We start from the raw sequence: 17,344 nt of genomic DNA on the forward strand, positions 1-17,344 counted from the left end.
TTGCCCAAACAGTAATATTATGTAGAACTATTCTTAATAATAGTTACCATAACACGAATCAAATGAAAGAAGAAAAAAATAAAAAAAGCGGTATCGCCCGTCTGCTTGAGATAGCCGGCCGAAAAAAGGGTTTATTATTTGTCTCAGGATTTCTATCCGTCATGCATGCCCTACTGAGCTTAGTGCCCTATGTGCTTGTTTTTTATATTATCCGTGAACTCACGAAAGAAAACATCAATTTCAGCTTAGTCAATACCTATATCATCTATGCTATTTTAGCGGCCATAATCAGTATGCTTGTATTTTTTCTATCAGGCGTATTATCCCATATCGCAGCGTACAATATATTATTTGAACTGCGTAAATTTATCACCGCTCAGGTCGGCAAACTGCCCATGGGTTATCTCAATAACCGTAATTCAGGAACATTAAAAAAAATACTTTCTGATGATGTTGAACGCATTGAAAATTTTATCGCCCATCAAATACCCGATTTTGTAAAAGGTATCGCCTTACCCATCATTACTATTGTCTATCTTTTTTTTCAGGACTGGCGTCTGGCTGTAATCAGCTGTGTCCCACTTTTAGTTTTAGCCGTCATGTTGCCAAAAATGTACAGTGGAAGAAATAAAAAACTGATTCAGGATTATCATCAATCCTTAGAAGAAATGAATGCCGGTATTGTAGAATATGTCAGAGCTATGCCTGTCATGAAAATATTCGGTCAGTCTGCAGAAACATTTGACAAGTATGGCAACACCGTAAAACGGTTCAATAAATTTGTGGGCGAATGGGTTAAAAGCAGTACGCCCGGTTTCGCTATATTTATGAGTTTCACGAGCAATGCGATGTTACCGGTATTGGCTCTCGGACTGTATCTCTATTTTCAAAATGGTGTAACTCTAGCCACGCTTCTCTTGTTCCTGATCTTAGGGACAGGGTACATTAAGCCATTGTTTGCCCTCAATAATATGGGTATACAAATATCCATCATCAATCGCGGTGTTGAACAGATCGATGAACTGCTGTATCCAGAACATTTACTTGAAAATACAGTTATACAGCCCCCTATCGACTACTCCATTACATTTGAACATGTAAGTTTTGCTTATCAAGACAAAAACTGGGGACTTCAAAATATTAATTTTACAGTATCTGAAAAAACAATAACAGCTTTGGTCGGCCCTTCGGGGGCAGGAAAAAGTACCATCGGACAATTGCTCGCCCGCTTTTGGGATGTCACCAAGGGTGAAATACGCATCGGCGGTATTGATGTCAGAGATTATCCTACAGAACAGCTCATGCGTCTGGTTTCATTCGTATTTCAGGATAGCTTTATGTTTCAGGATACCCTATATGAAAATATCTGTATGGGTATGAAAAAAAGCCGTGAAGAGGTTGAAGATGCGGCAAAAGCAGCGCAGATACACGATTTAATTTTGACCTTACCCAATGGATACGACACCTTATTCGGACAATCCGGTGTACATTTAAGTGGTGGTGAGCAACAGCGCTTTCAATTAGCCAGAGCTATTCTTAAAGATGCGCCTATCTTAATTTTAGATGAAGCAACAGCATTCGCTGATCCCGAAAACGAAATCAAAATACAACAAGCATTTAGTCAGTTGATCAAAGATAAGACGGTATTAATAATTGCGCACCGATTGAGTACAATTACAGATGCTGACCAAATATTAGTTTTTGATCATGGTGAATTAATCGATAATGGAAAACATGATGAATTACTGGAAAACAGCGCCTTATATGGACGCATGTGGAATGCCCATACCAGAGCAAAGGAATTTATGATCTAGTGCACATGGGTCATTTCGCCTCATAAAATTCCGCCTCATCGTTCACATGATAAGAGCAATCATTCATTCAATTTATTACAGCATACAATAGAAATCAGTAAACATGATAAAGAACCTAAAATACGTTACCGCTTTTAACAGAAAAGATACGCGTAAAATCATACTTTGGGAAATACTCCATAGCCTGTTCATTGCCGCTCCATCAGCAATTTTACTGGTCATCATATGGGAATTGTTTTCTCCACAACCCGATGTACATAAAATATGGACGGTAGTAGGTCTTATGGCTGTCATGCTGGTCGTGCAATTTTTTATTGCATCGCAGTCTATGGTCAGATCCAACTTATGGGTCTATGACCTGTCCACAAAACTTCGTATTGCCTTAGGAAATCGCATCCAGAAATTTTCCCTTGGTTTCTTCAAACAACGTGATCCAGGGGAAATTGCATCCATTGTACTACAGGATGTATCAAATTTTGAAGGTATTTTTGGGCATAGCGTTGGAAATCTGGCTTCTGCTATTTTTGGAACCACGGTGCTTTCTATTTTCCTATTTATCTATGATTGGAGATTGGCGCTTTGTCTTTTAGCGGCATTGCCACTCATTTATCCCTTTTTATATTTGGCCAATTATTTCGTCAGCAAATTAGGGAAAAAACAAATAACGGCCCGGAATACTGTTGGAGCAAAATTTTTAGAATATGTACAGGGCATTCGACATTTAAAGTCTTATGGATTAACCGGTGAGAAGCATAAGGGATTAGAAAATTCATTTGAAGATCTGAGAAAAAAAAGCATCCGTATGGAGGCTATTCCCGGTCCGTTTGTTGTGACAGCAGGCATTGTTTTCGAGATTGGTTTTATTTTGATGGTCGCTTTAGGATTATACTATTTATCCAACAATACCATCACTATTCCCGTATTAATTACATTCCTCATTATGGGCTATAACTTATACAACCCACTTAAAGTGGTCATGGTCGATTATCTGGTGCTTCGATACATGAATGAAAGTCTCAACCGTATTGTTGCTATTATGGAAACACCTACGATGGAAACGGGAAAAGAAGTTGTCCCCAATCGATATGATGTCGTATTCGACAATGTTAGTTTTGGTTATCAAAATAAGTTAACCGTTCAGAATCTGAGTTTTACTGTTCCTGAAAAATCAATGCTCGCTTTAGTAGGCCATTCTGGTTCTGGAAAATCAACAATAGCCTCGCTCATTGCCCGTTTTTGGGATGTCAATACCGGCGTTATTAAAATCGGCGGCATGGACATTCGCAATATTCATCAAGATCAGTATTATACACTCATCAGCGAAGTATTTCAAGATGTATATCTCTTTGACGACACTGTCTATAACAACATCAAAATTGGTAAACCCGACGCAACCCTAGAAGAAATCATTGATGCGGCCGATAAAGCACAGATACTGGATTTCGTGTGGGAATTTCCGAAAGGGATGGATACCATGGTGGGTGAAGGTGGCAATAAACTTTCAGGAGGTCAAAAACAGCGCATCAGCATCGCCCGTGCATTATTGAAAAATGCACCGATTATACTGCTGGATGAAGCCACAGCAAGTCTCGATCCTGAAAATGAAATTTATATCCAGCATGCCATACAGGAACTTGTAAAAGCTAAAACTGTAATTGTAATTGCACATAAGTTGGCTACCATTAAAAATGCAGACCAGATCATTGTATTGAATAATGGCGGTATTGCAGAAAAAGGAACACATGAAGCATTAGTGGAACAGGATGGTATTTACAGAAAAATGTGGGAAATACAGCAGAAATCAAATGGATGGAAAGTGAATAAGGATAGTTAACCTGAAGAATTTAGGAAAAAAAAAGACCTCATGATTCATGAGGTCTTTAACACAATTTCACTGCATCAACTATTTAATTTTTATTATTTCTGAATAAACAGCCTGATCTCCAGCATTTGCCCGAACACCTACTCTGGCAAAAAGAGGTCCGCTTCCGCTCACTTCTTTTAACTGGCTGAGATCTTCTGATAAACTGATCTCCATTTTACCATCCTGATAATCCTTTCGGAAAATATTTGTAGCATCATCGACAAAGGCCGTACGGCTAACCAGCAACATATAATAATTGACACTCGCATTGTCAAAAACCTGGTTGATTGTAAAACTGCTGGATAGCTTTTGATTGGCATCTAAGGATAACTTTACATTCTCAATGGTGTAATAAGGAGTCACTTCATAATTGACAGTCGTGCTACCTTTTAATTCAAATCGTACGGTATCGGTACTGTTTAACCAAGGGCCATTATTATTAGTGGCAATTAGTTTATACTTGCCATCAAAAATTTTAGACTTGAAACTTCCGTCTTGGCCTACGTAAACCTGAACTGGAGCATTGAGTTCAAATCCTTCTTGGTAAAGCTGTAATTTAACAACCTCACCTGTCCCTCTGACCCCAATCGGCTTTCCTTTATAGCTAACCTGCCCACTAATTGTCGAAGTAGGTTGGTCATAATTATCTTTACCACAAGCAGAAAACAGTAATGACAGTACAGTCATAATAATCAATATATTTTTCATATTCTTTGATTTAGTTTTATTGATACGGATTTCTAACCATTTTAGGATTATTATTAATCCAGTCCTGATTGATGAAATTATAATAATTCTTCATTTGGAAGAATCGCGGATTCGGTGAATTTGTAAAAGGTTGTTTATCAAAAACCCATTTGCCATGATTAACATTTCCCGGAGCTACAACTTTATAGGGAAACAAAGCATATTGTATAGCATCCGGATTTTGCGTAGATCCATTCCATATTTTATCGGCTAATCTCCATCGTTTTAAATCCCAGTACCGATGATCTTCAAATGCAAATTCGACTCTTCTTTCCTGCACGATATCTGCTAGAGACATCGTATTTAATGCCTTCAACCCTGCTCTAGATCTGATCTGATTAAGATAGCCTAGTGCTTTACCCATATTGTTTAACTCAAAAGCCGCTTCACTGGCGATCATGACGGCCTCAGCAAATCGAAACCGCGGGAACCACATTTCACTATTACGGCCTCTTGTTGAAGCTCCGGGATTTTCATCTAAAAATTTCCGGAAAAAGAAGCCTGATTTATTGACATACTGCAAGTTTGAGGTAATAGGACCATTTGCCGCAGTGATCAGACCATTGGCATCACTTGTTCCAGGCTGGCCGATTTTAGTCACGTAAGACCCGCCCTGCAATATCTTCTGACCAGCTTGCAAAGTAACCACCTCGCCCTTAAAAACCGATCCAGGCAAAATAATAGAACCACTTAGTCTTGGATCTTTATCCTGGAAAATAGCTAAGGGATTATCATAGAAGATATAATTACCGTTCGCATCTTTATTTTTTAAAACCCCATTTCGATCATTGATATATTCAAAATCTTCAACTAAATTTAAAATAGGGCCTGCATATGCACGGTCAATATCTTCCGCCAGCGATGGTGCAATATTATTCTTAGTAAATTCTACCGTTTGTCCCGGATATTTATAATCTCTTGCCCATATCACTTCCACATTGTTCTCTTTGAGATTAATCGCTTCGTAAAAATTACGGCTTAGATCATCCGGTTTCTTCAGGCTGAGCTGATATTTACCGCCATTGATCACCTGCTCTGCCGCACCAAGTGCTAATTCGTAAAACTTCTGAGCCTCAGACCCCGCTATACCAACTTCACCATTTGTTGTTTTAATCGGGTTGGGCATCTTATTGTTATAATTTGCCAATGATCCGGCATATACAGCCGCTCTTGCTTTTAACATTAATGCTCCCCATTTATTTATTCGACCAGCATTTATCGTCGGACTGTCACCCAAGTTGGCATGGATCTCATCGATTTCCTTAATGATATAGGTATAGATCTCCGACTCTGTTGATCGCGCATATTGCAGTGCCGTAATGTCATCTCCAGGTGTATACTCAAAAACCTCATCCCCCACGATCGGCATACCGCCCATCCCGCGGGCCATATTAAAATAAACCCAGGCTCTTAAAAAGCGTGCTTCCGCTTCATAACTCAATTTCTTAGTCATATTGAGCGCATTTGTACTCCGCAATCCAGCTAAAAACTGATTGATACTCCGGATGAGCGTATAGTCATACACCCGCCATAAATCATCGCCATAGTTTTGGATATTATCAGGACCTCCATCAGATTTACCCGCTTCATCCAAAATCGTATAGCTGTACGAATCCGCTGTATTTTGTCCCCAGTGAACACGTCCATAAAAATTAGCCAGAACAGAATTGATCATGATTTCATCACTAAAAACCTGTTCATCACTGATGATCTTATCCGGGTCCTGGTCAAGTATATTATTGCAGCCGGTAGATAGTAAACCGATCAGCGCGATCCATATAATTTTATTACTGAATAACTTTTTCATATTTATCATTTTAAATTAACAGCCTTAATTAAAAAGTCAGGTTTAGACCAAAATTATAGATCCGCGTTGTCGGATAGACCAGACCACTTGTTGCGTTGATCTCCGGATCCACACCTTTTACATTAGATAAGGTCAATAGATTCTGTCCCGAAAAATAGACCCTTGCTCTTTTGATACTCGCTTTTTTCAGGAAACTCTCCGGAAGGGAATAACCAAACTCAAGATTTCTAAGTTTGATGTATTTTACATTATGCTTCCAGAAATCACTGTTCCAATAATTACTGTGCGATGTATTGCCGATCAGTAACATGGGGTATTTCCCAGGTATCAGTTCACTATTTGCATCATATATATCGGAAAGTCTCCAGGTGTCTTCCATGTAGTATTGTGCATTATTACCCCCATCATGAAATGGATTTCTTTGCTCATTGTCCTGGTACCAAGAATTCAGACCACCGCCAGTTAAGTCAAAGGCTAAGTCAAAGTTTTTATAGCCGAATGAAAAATTAAAACCAAAATTCAAAATCGGTGTCGCATCTTCGCGGTAACCAATAGGACGCTCATCCAGTCCATTGATAACGCCGTCACCGTTTTGATCTACATATTTGATATCTCCTGGTCTTAAAGTTTTATTCCCCTGTCTGTCATTATCAACTGTCCAGTTTGCGATCTCTTCCCAGCTTTGGAACTGACCTGCTGATTCCAGTCCCCAATTGATGTAACCGAAGCGCTCATTGATTGAATTTCTGTACACATTCCAGGAGTTACTAAATCTCGGTTTATATTGGTTCCAATCGTAAAATCTGGAGTAAGTTGCATTCGCAGCGACACTGTAACTCAATTCACCGATACGGTCTGACCACTTGATCATCCCTTCAACACCTTTATGCATATCTGAATTTAAGTTTTCGTTGGGTAAACTAAAACCTACTTCCGATGGTAGTAAAATATCATACCTCGAAGCTGGTAATCCAGTTCTCATGCGTCTGAAATAATCAAAACTTCCTGTTAGTTTAGAATTGATTAGCGCAAAATCTAGCCCGATATCCAATATTTTCGCTCTGATCCACGAAAGTGTCCTTACCGGTAAACCCCTAGGCTGTGAGCCGATGATATATTTACCATCGATAACAGATCCACCGGATTTATAATTGTAACCGGACAGGTAATCAAATGCACTATAACCAGATACGGCATCATCGCCCAGCAAACCATAAGATGCACGCAGTTTAAAATCATTGATTTTACTCAATATGGAATTATCTTTCCAAAAACTCTCAGCAGAGGCTCTCCAACCTAATGAGGCCGAAGGAAAAAATCCCCAACGCTGTCCTGGAGGAAACTTCCAGGACCCATCGTATCGACCCGAAACTTCAATCAGATACTTACTGTCATAATCGTAATTAATACGGGCCAGATAACCTAATCGACCTTCTGTCCTATTTCCATCATCGTTATAGGTGTCCATTGTTTCATAATCGATCAAGTTCAACGAATTGGCTGTCGGAATGGAATGTACCCATGTCGTTGGCGTATGACGGACAATCGTTTCAAAACCTCCTACTACATTGATATTATGTTTTTCAATCAATTTGGTATAAGCCAGCTGAAAATTAGAAGTAAGTTCTTCAACATGTCCCATTCTTCTTTCGCGCCATGGATTGTTATTTTCAAAAATCACCGGATAAGTATCATTGGCTTCATCGTATCCATACAATTTGTAGGTATATTCATGGTTATCCAGCTTTTGATTTGCATAATAGTACCCCACCAAAGCCTTTGCTTTCAATCCGTCTATGATATCATATTCTGCATTGAAATTTAGTTGGGCAACACGCCAGGTATCCGTATATTTTCCAGATAAATCATAATTTAACCAGGCGAAATTCGTACCTGGATCGGTAGAGGTTAAGGTCGGATAATTGGGATTGTCATTGGCAAATGGTCTGGCAGTTGGCAAATTGCGATAAGTAGCAAAAATTGGCAACCAATAATCGTCACCACCGGGAACTCCAGGATTCGTACGGTTTTCGTAACGTGCATTAAGGGAAGCACCCACTTTAAGTTTTTTGGAGATCTGCGCATCTACATTCATCTGCACATTGGTCCGTTTAAAACCGCCATAATTAACAATCATGGATTCTTGGTTCATATGACCTGCACTGAAGTAATAATTAATATTATCGGAGCCTCCAGAAGCATTGACCGAATAATACTGTTGTGGTGAAGTCTTCCAGATATAATCATACCAGTCAAATGGTACATAGCCTTTTTCTGTACCCGCTTTCCATTTTTCGAGATCTGTGCGCGAATATTTATAATCTTTGATTCCCTGCACAGTTTCCGATTGGATATAGTTCTCGATGTAGGTGACTGCATCTGCAGCTTTAGGAAAGGTAGATAAATTCTGAAATCCGTAATTAGCGATTAGATTGACTGTATTAGCGGAATTTCTTTTTCCTCTTTTTGTTGTGACCACAATAACCCCATTGGCTGCTCGTACACCATAAATAGAGGCCGATGCATCTTTTAGTACAGAAACGCTTTCGATATCATTAAAGTCAAGGTTATTGAACTGACCAGCATCTTTTTGAACACCGTCAATGACATATAATGGATCGCCCATATTACGGATCTGTAAAGCTGTACCAGCGCCGGGACGGCCATCCGATTGCCGTGAGTTTAAACCCGGGATCTTACCGACCAAAGCTCCTGAAGTTGTTGAAGCAGTGGATCGTTTGATATCATTGGATCCTAATGTTGAAATGGCAGATGTCAATGATTCCTTTTTTTGCGTTAGTCCAAAACCCGTCACGACAACCTCGTCAATATATTCAGGAGCACTGGAAACTAAAGTAATATCCAAGTTCTGGGAAGAAGCATTGAGCTGGATCTCTTTCGTTTCATATCCTTTATGACTGATCACTAATGTTGCATTAGTCGGATTCATACTAAGTGAAAATGTACCCGTATTGTTGGTCGATGTTCCAGCGGTAGTTCCCTTGACTAAAACTGTCGCGCCTTGCAAAGGAGTGCCATCCGAACTTTTGACCGAGCCTTTCACTTCTTTATTTTGTGCATATGCTAGGTTTATGGAACATATACTCGAGAGTATAAAAAAATAAGGCGCATAGTCTGTTTTTAGATTAAAGACCTTCAAAAGGAATTTAATCTTAAAGAAAAACTTAATCATAATTTTAAATTTATTTTGGTTATAAAGTTTAAGTGTTTTTGCAAATAGGTGAATGCAAAAACACTTTAAATAGTCTTTCAATTATAAAATGCATATTTAATTAAATGATATCTATTGGCTTGTACCCTCCTTTCTTGTTAAAATAAATAATTAATAATACAAAAAAGACAAATAACCCGCTCGGCAGTAAGGAAACAGTGGATAGCGCAGCTTTCTTGGCTTTATTTTCCATCTGCTCGACGACCTGCTGACTACCTTCGTCTAGCGTTGATAAGTGTGAATAATCAATCGTTTTATAGTCCCCGAATATGCTTGATCTCGTTCCTGTCACCAGTTTTTCATGGTAATGTGTCTGGTGAATATGGTCATACTCAGCTAGTTTTTTATCAATATTACTATCCTGGATAAAACCCAGAAAAACAGCGCCGATAATTCCTACCCCGAGCTGCCCTACTGCGCTCGTAATATTTAAAGCTAAGGCGCCACCTTTAGGAAATTGTTCGGAAACAACTCCCAGCATCGTACCCCATAGATAGGTTTTTCCAAAAGCATATAGAACAGCTGCCAGTAAAATATAAATCCCGGAAGAAACAGATAATAACTGCAGACCGACAGCAGAGACGAGCGCACTGATGGATAAGAGCGCCAGTGGTGACAGAAATTTAACAACAGTACCGCTGTACATCCGTAAAACAGTCATGATCACCGCTGTAAATACAAGCACCCAACCTCCTTGAAAACCCATTTTTTTCATTTCTGGCGTCATTAGATCGGTAATCCAGCTATCCGTGCCAAGTTCCATGGTAGCCAAAGGAACCATAGCCAATAGTAACAGAACAAAAAGGCTCTTCCCCCACGACCGCACGAAATAACCAAATACCGCTACAATGGCGATACTGAGTGCAATATTGAATTTATAATCCCAGTTAAATAAACTTCCGAGCTGAAAAACACATAATACAACAATAATCAGTGCTCCTAAAACACCAACTTCTTTTAACATGTCCAAATAGCCAACGCCGGCTTTGACCCGTTCATTTACTGGAAATTTTTGGTTGATGATCAATGCGCCGTAAGCCACTGCAGGAATCAAAATAAAACCTATGACGATTCGCCAATTGATATCCAGTGCTAAAAGGCCAATGCCTAAAAGGCCCGATATCGCAATGCCCATAGGCCAACCTGCATGTAAAATATTGAGCCACTTGGTTTTTTCTTTCGGATACAGCGATGCGACAACGGGGTTGATCACAGCTTCGGCAGCACCATTTCCTAATGCGAAGAAAAAGGTTCCTGCATATAACATCCAGTAACCCGTAGCAAAAATAGTCAGCACGATCGAAATCAAATGGCAGATAAAGGCAAAGATCATGGACTTTTTGTAGCCAATCCGGTCAATAATTAAGCTAAAGGCAACGATACTCAGTGCAAATGGCCAGAAACTAACACCAAAGATTTCGCCCTGCTGTGTTTTACTCAAATCAAACATAACTGCCCATGTGGGCATAAGAAAGGATCTGAAAACAAAACCAAAGGCAGATGCCACGAGTACAATAAAGCAACCCCAAAAAAGGGTACTTTTAGCATGATTGTCTGGCTGGATTATATCTTGTGTAGCGGTCATAATTGTAATGGATTGTTTTTGAAAATTTCTGTGTAAAAGTTCGCTCCATCCCGGGCTAAAATATCTGAACTTTCTGCTAATGGACGCCAGATACTTGCCGCACGGGCCAGTTCTTTGGAAGGCGATCCGAAGGTTTCTAAAATGACACTTCCCTGATACCCGATTTCATTTAATGCATCGCGTATTCCCGACCAGTCAACCTGTCCCGTTCCCGGTGTTCCTCGATCATTTTCATTACCCTGAACATGAGCAAGTTTATCGCCTAAAAGATGGATTGATTTTAAAATGCTTTTCTCTTCAATATTAGCATGAAAAGTATCGAGCAAGATCTTTAAGTGAGGATCATCAATCTGATTGATCAATTCCAGAGCCTGCTCGACTGTATTGATCATATCTGTCTCAAAGCGGTTTAGTGGCTCTAATGCCAATACAATACCTTGTTCTTTTGCATACTGCGTTGCTTCAAGCAGATTTTCTAAACAGAAATTCCGTTCTAATTCCTTCTGTTCTTTTGAAACTAATCGTGTTTTTCCAACAGCAGCATAAAGCGGTCCTCCAAAAATTGGACTTTCTAATTCATTAGCGATTTGTATACAATCTTTAATGTAAGAAAGACCAATTTTACGGTATGCGCTATGTTCACTTGAAATGTCTCTTTGTGTACCAAATGCACCGCTCACAGATAAATCTAAACCAATACGCTGCGCCACTTTCTTCAGTTGCTTCACATCAATCGATGCTACATCTTCGACAGCAATCTCCATGACATCATAGCCATAATCCTTTGCTTTATAAAGAATATCAATATGATCTGCTGTGTAAGGTGATACCCATACAAAAGAGCTTATTCCTATTTTCATAGCTTTACATTTAATCAAATGAAGGGATTGCGACTCTGATTCCACCCTGCATTGCCGATTCATGGGCACAGATACCAGCACAGGTATAATTTGCCGCTAACGCCGCATCAACGGCAGAATCTCTTCCCTCCACAATGGCTGCAACAAACTCTTGAACTAAATGTGGATGAGAACCCCCATGACCTGCTCCCTGTAAAAATGAAACATGATTAGGATCATCTATTCTTTCCCTTTTAGTAAAGTCTGCAATCTCCGGAATCAATAAATCATCTGTATCCGGTGCCTCCATGCGTACGGCATTTTCACCACCGTCGAATATAACATGTTGCTCATCCTGTAACTGCTCCCATTCAAAAGACATTTTATCACCATACACATCGTAACTTTCGCGGTACTGTCTCACAACATCAAATAATGATCTTGTCGCCTCGGCGACCACATTGGAATCTTTCAGCTTAAAGGTGGCTGTTTCTACTGCAAACGGTGAATTATACCGGGCAGCAAGATCAGCACTTAGTTGGCCTGAACCGTGGCAAACCACAGATTCCGCTATGGTATTATTGATGCGTAATAATGGGGAAATGGCATGTGTCCCATTCAACATCGGTGGATAGCCTTTCCAGTATTCCGCCCAGCCCTCCATACTCATATCCTGAATATGTGAACCGCGAACAAACTGTATTTTCCCTAATTTCCCCGTATCAGCAAGTTTCAATCCGTACAGAAACTCACGGGTATATAAGGCTGTCTCCATCATCATATAAACTTTATTGACTCTTTTCTTTGCTTCCACAATAGCCTGACAGTCGGCCACGGTCATGGCCATCGGTATGGTACATGCGGTATGTTTATGCGCATTTAAGGATGCCAATGTCATTTTTGCGTGCTCCGGCACAGGTGTCACCACATGGATGGCGTCGACATCATCTCTTTTAATGACCTCGTTAAAATCTGTAAATAGTAAATCATCGTCTAGATTGAACTTTTCTTTTAATTCTCTTAGTGTTTCAGGATTTCTAGTACAAACACCAACAGATTTAATATTAGGATGCTTTTGATAAATGGGAATAAATTCTTTTCCAAACCCCATTCCTACGATAACGACAGTGATTTTTTTCATTTTGATTATTTTATGTTGATTTAAATATTTAATGCCCAATGGATTGCATTGATTAAAATTTTGCGATAGTCTTTATTCAGATGACTGTGCTCATCATGCCCCAGTGTAATTGCCGCTATTCTTGATTTATCATGATTGACCGTGAATACAGCTGGGTATACTTTAGCCGTTTCTAAAGACTGAGCGATCACCAGTACATCAATCCCTTTACCGGCAGCATCCGGTTGGTGACGATACAGTTCGTCTTTGAATGTAAATTCTGGAGAAACGCCTTGACTGATCGGATGCGCCGTGTTCACCACCAGGTTTTTGAATTCTTGGAAGTTTTCATGGCTATTACTTCCTCCACCTACGTATTCCAAATTGTACTTAGGCCAGTCTTTCCAATTGTACCATACTGCAGCATGCAGAAGCACGAGCGGTTTACCCTGTGCAATAAACTTTTCAATCGCCAGTTGTGAAGCTTTTGGGATCGGTTGATTATTGGTCAAGACCAAAAGATCTGTAGTTTTTAAATAAAAGCGTATGGAATCCGTATTGTCTGTATAGGTCGCATGTACACCTTCAATGGTATTGATCAGCTGTGTATCCTCGATTTTGTACCAGCGATTAAAATCATGCGATCCACCACCACCGACAACCAGTATATTCTTCTTTTTTTGCGCATAAGGGAGTGAATGTACACTTGCTTTGGCACATAAAGTTCCTATACTACTTACTACTATAGTAAGTAATAGCATTACCATTCTATTTTTCATATGTTTCGTTTATATTATTCCACAACTTTCATTATTCCGTTCATTCCTCTCCAATGTCCCGGAAATGTACAGATGAACGGATATTCACCTTTTTCTTTAGGAGCTTGAAATTTAAGCGTATAGCTTTGTCCCGGATTCACCAGTTTGGTATGAAACAGTACTTCCCTGACTTCTGGAACATAGTCTTTTTCCGCCGCCGAAGACGCTTGCAACATGGCATCTGCCGCTTTACCAACGATCTCTGTCGTACCAGGTTTGATGATCACTAAATTATGGGGCATAGCATCCGGATTTTCCATGATCAACGTAATCTGACTTCCTGCTTTCACCGTAACGGACCGTTTATCATACTGCATAATATCTTTTACCGCTTTAATCACAATGACTTCAGCAGGTGCCTCGTTTTGATTCACTTCCACGGGACTCGCGCTGTGCATATGATGATGCGCATGCTCGCCATTTAATTGAAGCTTTACTTTGATCTCACTGATATTTCCGATAAATTCAGATCCCTCCTCGTACTTGGTCAGTGCAACAGATTCATCCAGATCTTCTCCCGACCGCAGATAAGCCCGCAGTGGTTTATCGAAAGGTTTGACCTCTTTGATGTTACCGACCAATTTGTTGTTGATATAAAGACTGGATCCTTGGTTTGCTGTTATGCTCGCATTGACTTTAAATCCATTTCCGATTCCTTCTGTAGCCGCTATACGCTGTATTTCACCATTATTATATACGTCCCAATAGATTTTATTACCCTGCATGTATAAGGCAAAACCATTTTTTGCATCACCTTGCCCAATAATTAATCCTTTGTAAGCATCCTGATCACGACGTAATACTGCTGTTTCAATCGTTATATTCTTATCAGCCACATTTGGTGAAAACTGAACACGGTTTTTTCTACCCAATGTATAAATCTCTTCATTTAGTGCCTGATTTACAGATTTTTGATATGCATTGGACGAAGACTGATCAGCAGCCATCGACATATGACTATGATTGGTCTGGATCGCCGCAAATAGAGCTGGAGACAACCACCTGTCCTTTGCATTGACAGGATCATTGATTGCGGCCTTTAATACGGGTGCAACTGCGGCAAAAGGAGCGGAATCTGCAATTTTTACAAAAGCTGCAAGCCTAGTATTGAGATTCTCATCTTTAAAAATATTAGACTGTGCTATTTTATCAAAAGATTTAGCATTTAAATCCAGTACTTGAACAGCAGCTTTTCTCACACCTGCCGATGGATGCGATAATGCGGCTAATATTGCATCATTCACTTCTTTCTTTGTTAGAAGACCCAAACCTTTTAAAGTCCAGATCGCATGTATAGCAGGTGCATTCAATCCAATTTCATCAACAGATTTATTGTTGATTATTTTGATCAAATCTTGCTCCACATCCGCTTTTTTTCGCTCGACCAAAAGTCTTTGTGCGTGGGTTCTCCAAAATTTATTTTTACTATTTAAAGCTTCTATCAGCCCTTTGGGATTATCTTTTGATAGTTTGAAACTTTCATTATGCTTGCCATTTTTATATAAAACGCGATATACACGGCCATGCTTTTTGTCTCTAAGATTACTTTCAAATGCATTTCCGGGTCCTCCAACCTGATCCTTAAAAGGAAGGACTTTCTCTGATGGCGCTTGCGCCGGAACAAAAACATTATGCTGAATGATAAAATTGTACCAATCCAAAACCCATACAGCACCATCTGGTCCTACCTCAGCATGCACAGGTCCAAACCACTCATCAGAACTTGCCAGTAAATTCCAGCCATCTCTTTCTTTAAAACCGGCACCATCTTTTTCAATAATTGCGTTATGTAATAATCTTACCGTAGGTTCAGCTACAAAGGCCACACTGTTCCAATAAGACTGTGGAAAATCCCGTGCTGTATACATCTGATGGCCTGCCGCTGATGTAAATCCGCCGACAACATCCACCTGTCTTAAATTTGGTGTTAAAGCATGAACCTCATAATGTCCGTCAATTTTTTGGATAGAATTGATTGGATTAGCGCCAGGAATATTGTCAGCACGTCGCTGTAGATACTTCTCCGGCATCGAATAGAAAGCAGAATGCGTATTATTTGCCGTGGATACAAAAACATTATTATCTTCCGAAATACCAAGACCCCAAGTATTATTGCTGGTTGTCGCTAAATACTCCAGATCTGAACCATCTGGATTAAGTCGGTATAAACCTTGAGAGAAGATATGCTTTTCACCGTTAACAATACCATTGTAACCTGCATATCCGTTAACACCCCAGATTTTGTTGTCAAATCCGTATTGCAGATTTGATGGACCGGCATGCGTATCTCCTTTGCTCCAACCGGTCATGATGATTTCTTCATGATCGGCAACATCATCACCATCAGTATCTTTTAAGAAAACAAAATTTGGAGCCATCGCCACAATGATACCATCATTGGCAAAAGTCAAACTTGTCGCAATATTTAAGCCCTTAGCAAACTCTGTAAATTTGTCCGCAACACCATCACCGTCGGTATCTTCACAGATGACGATGCGATCATTTCCTTTACCTTTCACCTCTTCAAAACTATTCGGATAATCAACAGCTTCAATAACCCATAATCTGCCTTTTTCGTCCCAGCTCATCGCAATCGGATTGGTGATATTTGGTTCAGAAGCAAAAAGTTTTAATTCAAAATCTACCGGTTTCTGTATCAATTTCATCGATTCCTCTGGACTAAGCGGATCCTGCACTTTGGGCACATCATAACGTGCTGTAAAATCTGATATAGAATCGGGATATATGCTTACATTTGGAATAGACAATTTGTGCACCATACTTTGAACCTGCTCTCCAAGTGACCACCAAACCGCACTGCTGACCGTTCTTAGGAAATCATGATTTTTCCAGGTATCATCATGCTTACCTAAAGCATGATATAAAAAGCGACCGCCATTTTCCTCACTATACCAGATGTAGTTTTGTTTTGAACCATCTATCGCAGCGCTACCGATAACAGTTTGATCTGTTTTTTTCTTGAATATGTAATTTTCATTGTTAACCTGAATGGTATTAATAGATGAATCCAGTACATGTTTGGCGTTTTCTATCGTAACAATTGCTTGTCCATCTCCCGCGTCGGTAAAACCACCTTGTACCAAGTTGGTATACCATTCGGAATTCTGAAATGAATTCGCAGACGAGTTCAAGGCCACAACCCCTTTTCCTTCTTTCAGGAATTTCTTTAATGCCTGCTCCTTTTCTTCACTGAGCTCTTTTTCATTCACCAATAAGACAACCCCATCAAACTTATTTAAATAATCAAATGCTAAACTTGATAAGGTGTCGGTATAGGTTAGATTGATGCCCGATTTAAAAAGTTCGACCGATAACCAGGTCGCTTGATTAGAAGATTGCTTATTTCCAGCACCAATAAATAGTACCTCTGCCCTTCTCGGTTCATCAGCTCTACAAGAGGTCAAAAACACTAAAAATAAAAGTAAAACTCTTAAAATATTATTCATGATTTAGTTGAAATTTGGATTTATCTATAATTGTTATAAGCAAATATAGAG

10 protein-coding genes are annotated in these 17,344 nt (G+C 39.6%); 2 read left to right on the forward strand and 8 right to left on the reverse strand.

Going from position 1 to position 17,344, the window contains the following annotated elements:
- The first annotated feature begins 62 nt into the window (after positions 1 to 62).
- Together ACFS6I_RS09485 and ACFS6I_RS09490 are read left to right on the forward strand one after the other, a co-directional pair.
- Positions 63 to 1,814 carry an ABC transporter ATP-binding protein gene (locus ACFS6I_RS09485; RefSeq protein WP_380919923.1) on the forward strand — a complete coding sequence of 584 codons (1,752 nt, stop codon included), beginning with the start codon at positions 63 to 65 and terminating at the stop codon, positions 1,812 to 1,814.
- Positions 1,815 to 1,917: 103 nt separating this feature from the next.
- Entirely contained in the window at positions 1,918 to 3,648 is a 1,731-nt protein-coding gene (locus ACFS6I_RS09490) for an ABC transporter ATP-binding protein (RefSeq protein ID WP_380919925.1), read from the forward strand.
- Positions 3,649 to 3,717: 69 nt separating this feature from the next.
- On the opposite strand, the gene ACFS6I_RS09495 is transcribed toward ACFS6I_RS09490, so the two are convergent.
- From ACFS6I_RS09495 to ACFS6I_RS09530, 8 genes are all read right to left on the reverse strand, one after another.
- Positions 3,718 to 4,386, reverse strand: a complete 669-nt coding sequence (locus ACFS6I_RS09495) for a DUF3823 domain-containing protein (protein WP_380919927.1) — start codon at positions 4,384 to 4,386, stop codon at positions 3,718 to 3,720.
- Positions 4,387 to 4,402: 16 nt separating this feature from the next.
- Complete coding sequence (locus tag ACFS6I_RS09500) at positions 4,403 to 6,232, reverse strand: RagB/SusD family nutrient uptake outer membrane protein (protein WP_380919929.1); 1,830 nt, start codon at positions 6,230 to 6,232, stop codon at positions 4,403 to 4,405.
- Positions 6,233 to 6,260: 28 nt separating this feature from the next.
- Positions 6,261 to 9,425 carry a SusC/RagA family TonB-linked outer membrane protein gene (locus ACFS6I_RS09505; protein WP_380919931.1) on the reverse strand — a complete coding sequence of 1,055 codons (3,165 nt, stop codon included), beginning with the start codon at positions 9,423 to 9,425 and terminating at the stop codon, positions 6,261 to 6,263.
- 100 nt (positions 9,426 to 9,525) lie between these two features.
- Positions 9,526 to 11,049: an MFS transporter gene (locus tag ACFS6I_RS09510; protein WP_380919933.1), complete on the reverse strand. Its 1,524-nt coding sequence runs from the start codon at positions 11,047 to 11,049 to the stop codon at positions 9,526 to 9,528.
- Complete coding sequence (locus ACFS6I_RS09515) at positions 11,046 to 11,909, reverse strand: sugar phosphate isomerase/epimerase family protein (RefSeq protein WP_380919935.1); 864 nt, start codon at positions 11,907 to 11,909, stop codon at positions 11,046 to 11,048. Before ACFS6I_RS09515 ends, ACFS6I_RS09510 begins: the two co-directional genes overlap by 4 nt.
- Positions 11,910 to 11,919: 10 nt before the next feature.
- Positions 11,920 to 13,029, reverse strand: coding sequence for a Gfo/Idh/MocA family protein (locus ACFS6I_RS09520; protein WP_380919937.1), 1,110 nt, complete (start codon positions 13,027 to 13,029; stop codon positions 11,920 to 11,922).
- A 20-nt stretch (positions 13,030 to 13,049) separates the two neighbouring features.
- On the reverse strand, positions 13,050 to 13,787 hold the full coding sequence (locus ACFS6I_RS09525) for a ThuA domain-containing protein (RefSeq protein WP_380919939.1): 738 nt from the start codon (positions 13,785 to 13,787) through the stop codon (positions 13,050 to 13,052).
- A 14-nt stretch (positions 13,788 to 13,801) separates the two neighbouring features.
- On the reverse strand, positions 13,802 to 17,293 hold the full coding sequence (locus ACFS6I_RS09530) for a PVC-type heme-binding CxxCH protein (protein WP_380919941.1): 3,492 nt from the start codon (positions 17,291 to 17,293) through the stop codon (positions 13,802 to 13,804).
- Between the last annotated feature and the right edge of the window lie 51 nt (positions 17,294 to 17,344).

Source organism: Sphingobacterium anhuiense (genome assembly GCF_042686355.1).
Taxonomy (GTDB): domain Bacteria; phylum Bacteroidota; class Bacteroidia; order Sphingobacteriales; family Sphingobacteriaceae; genus Sphingobacterium; species Sphingobacterium anhuiense.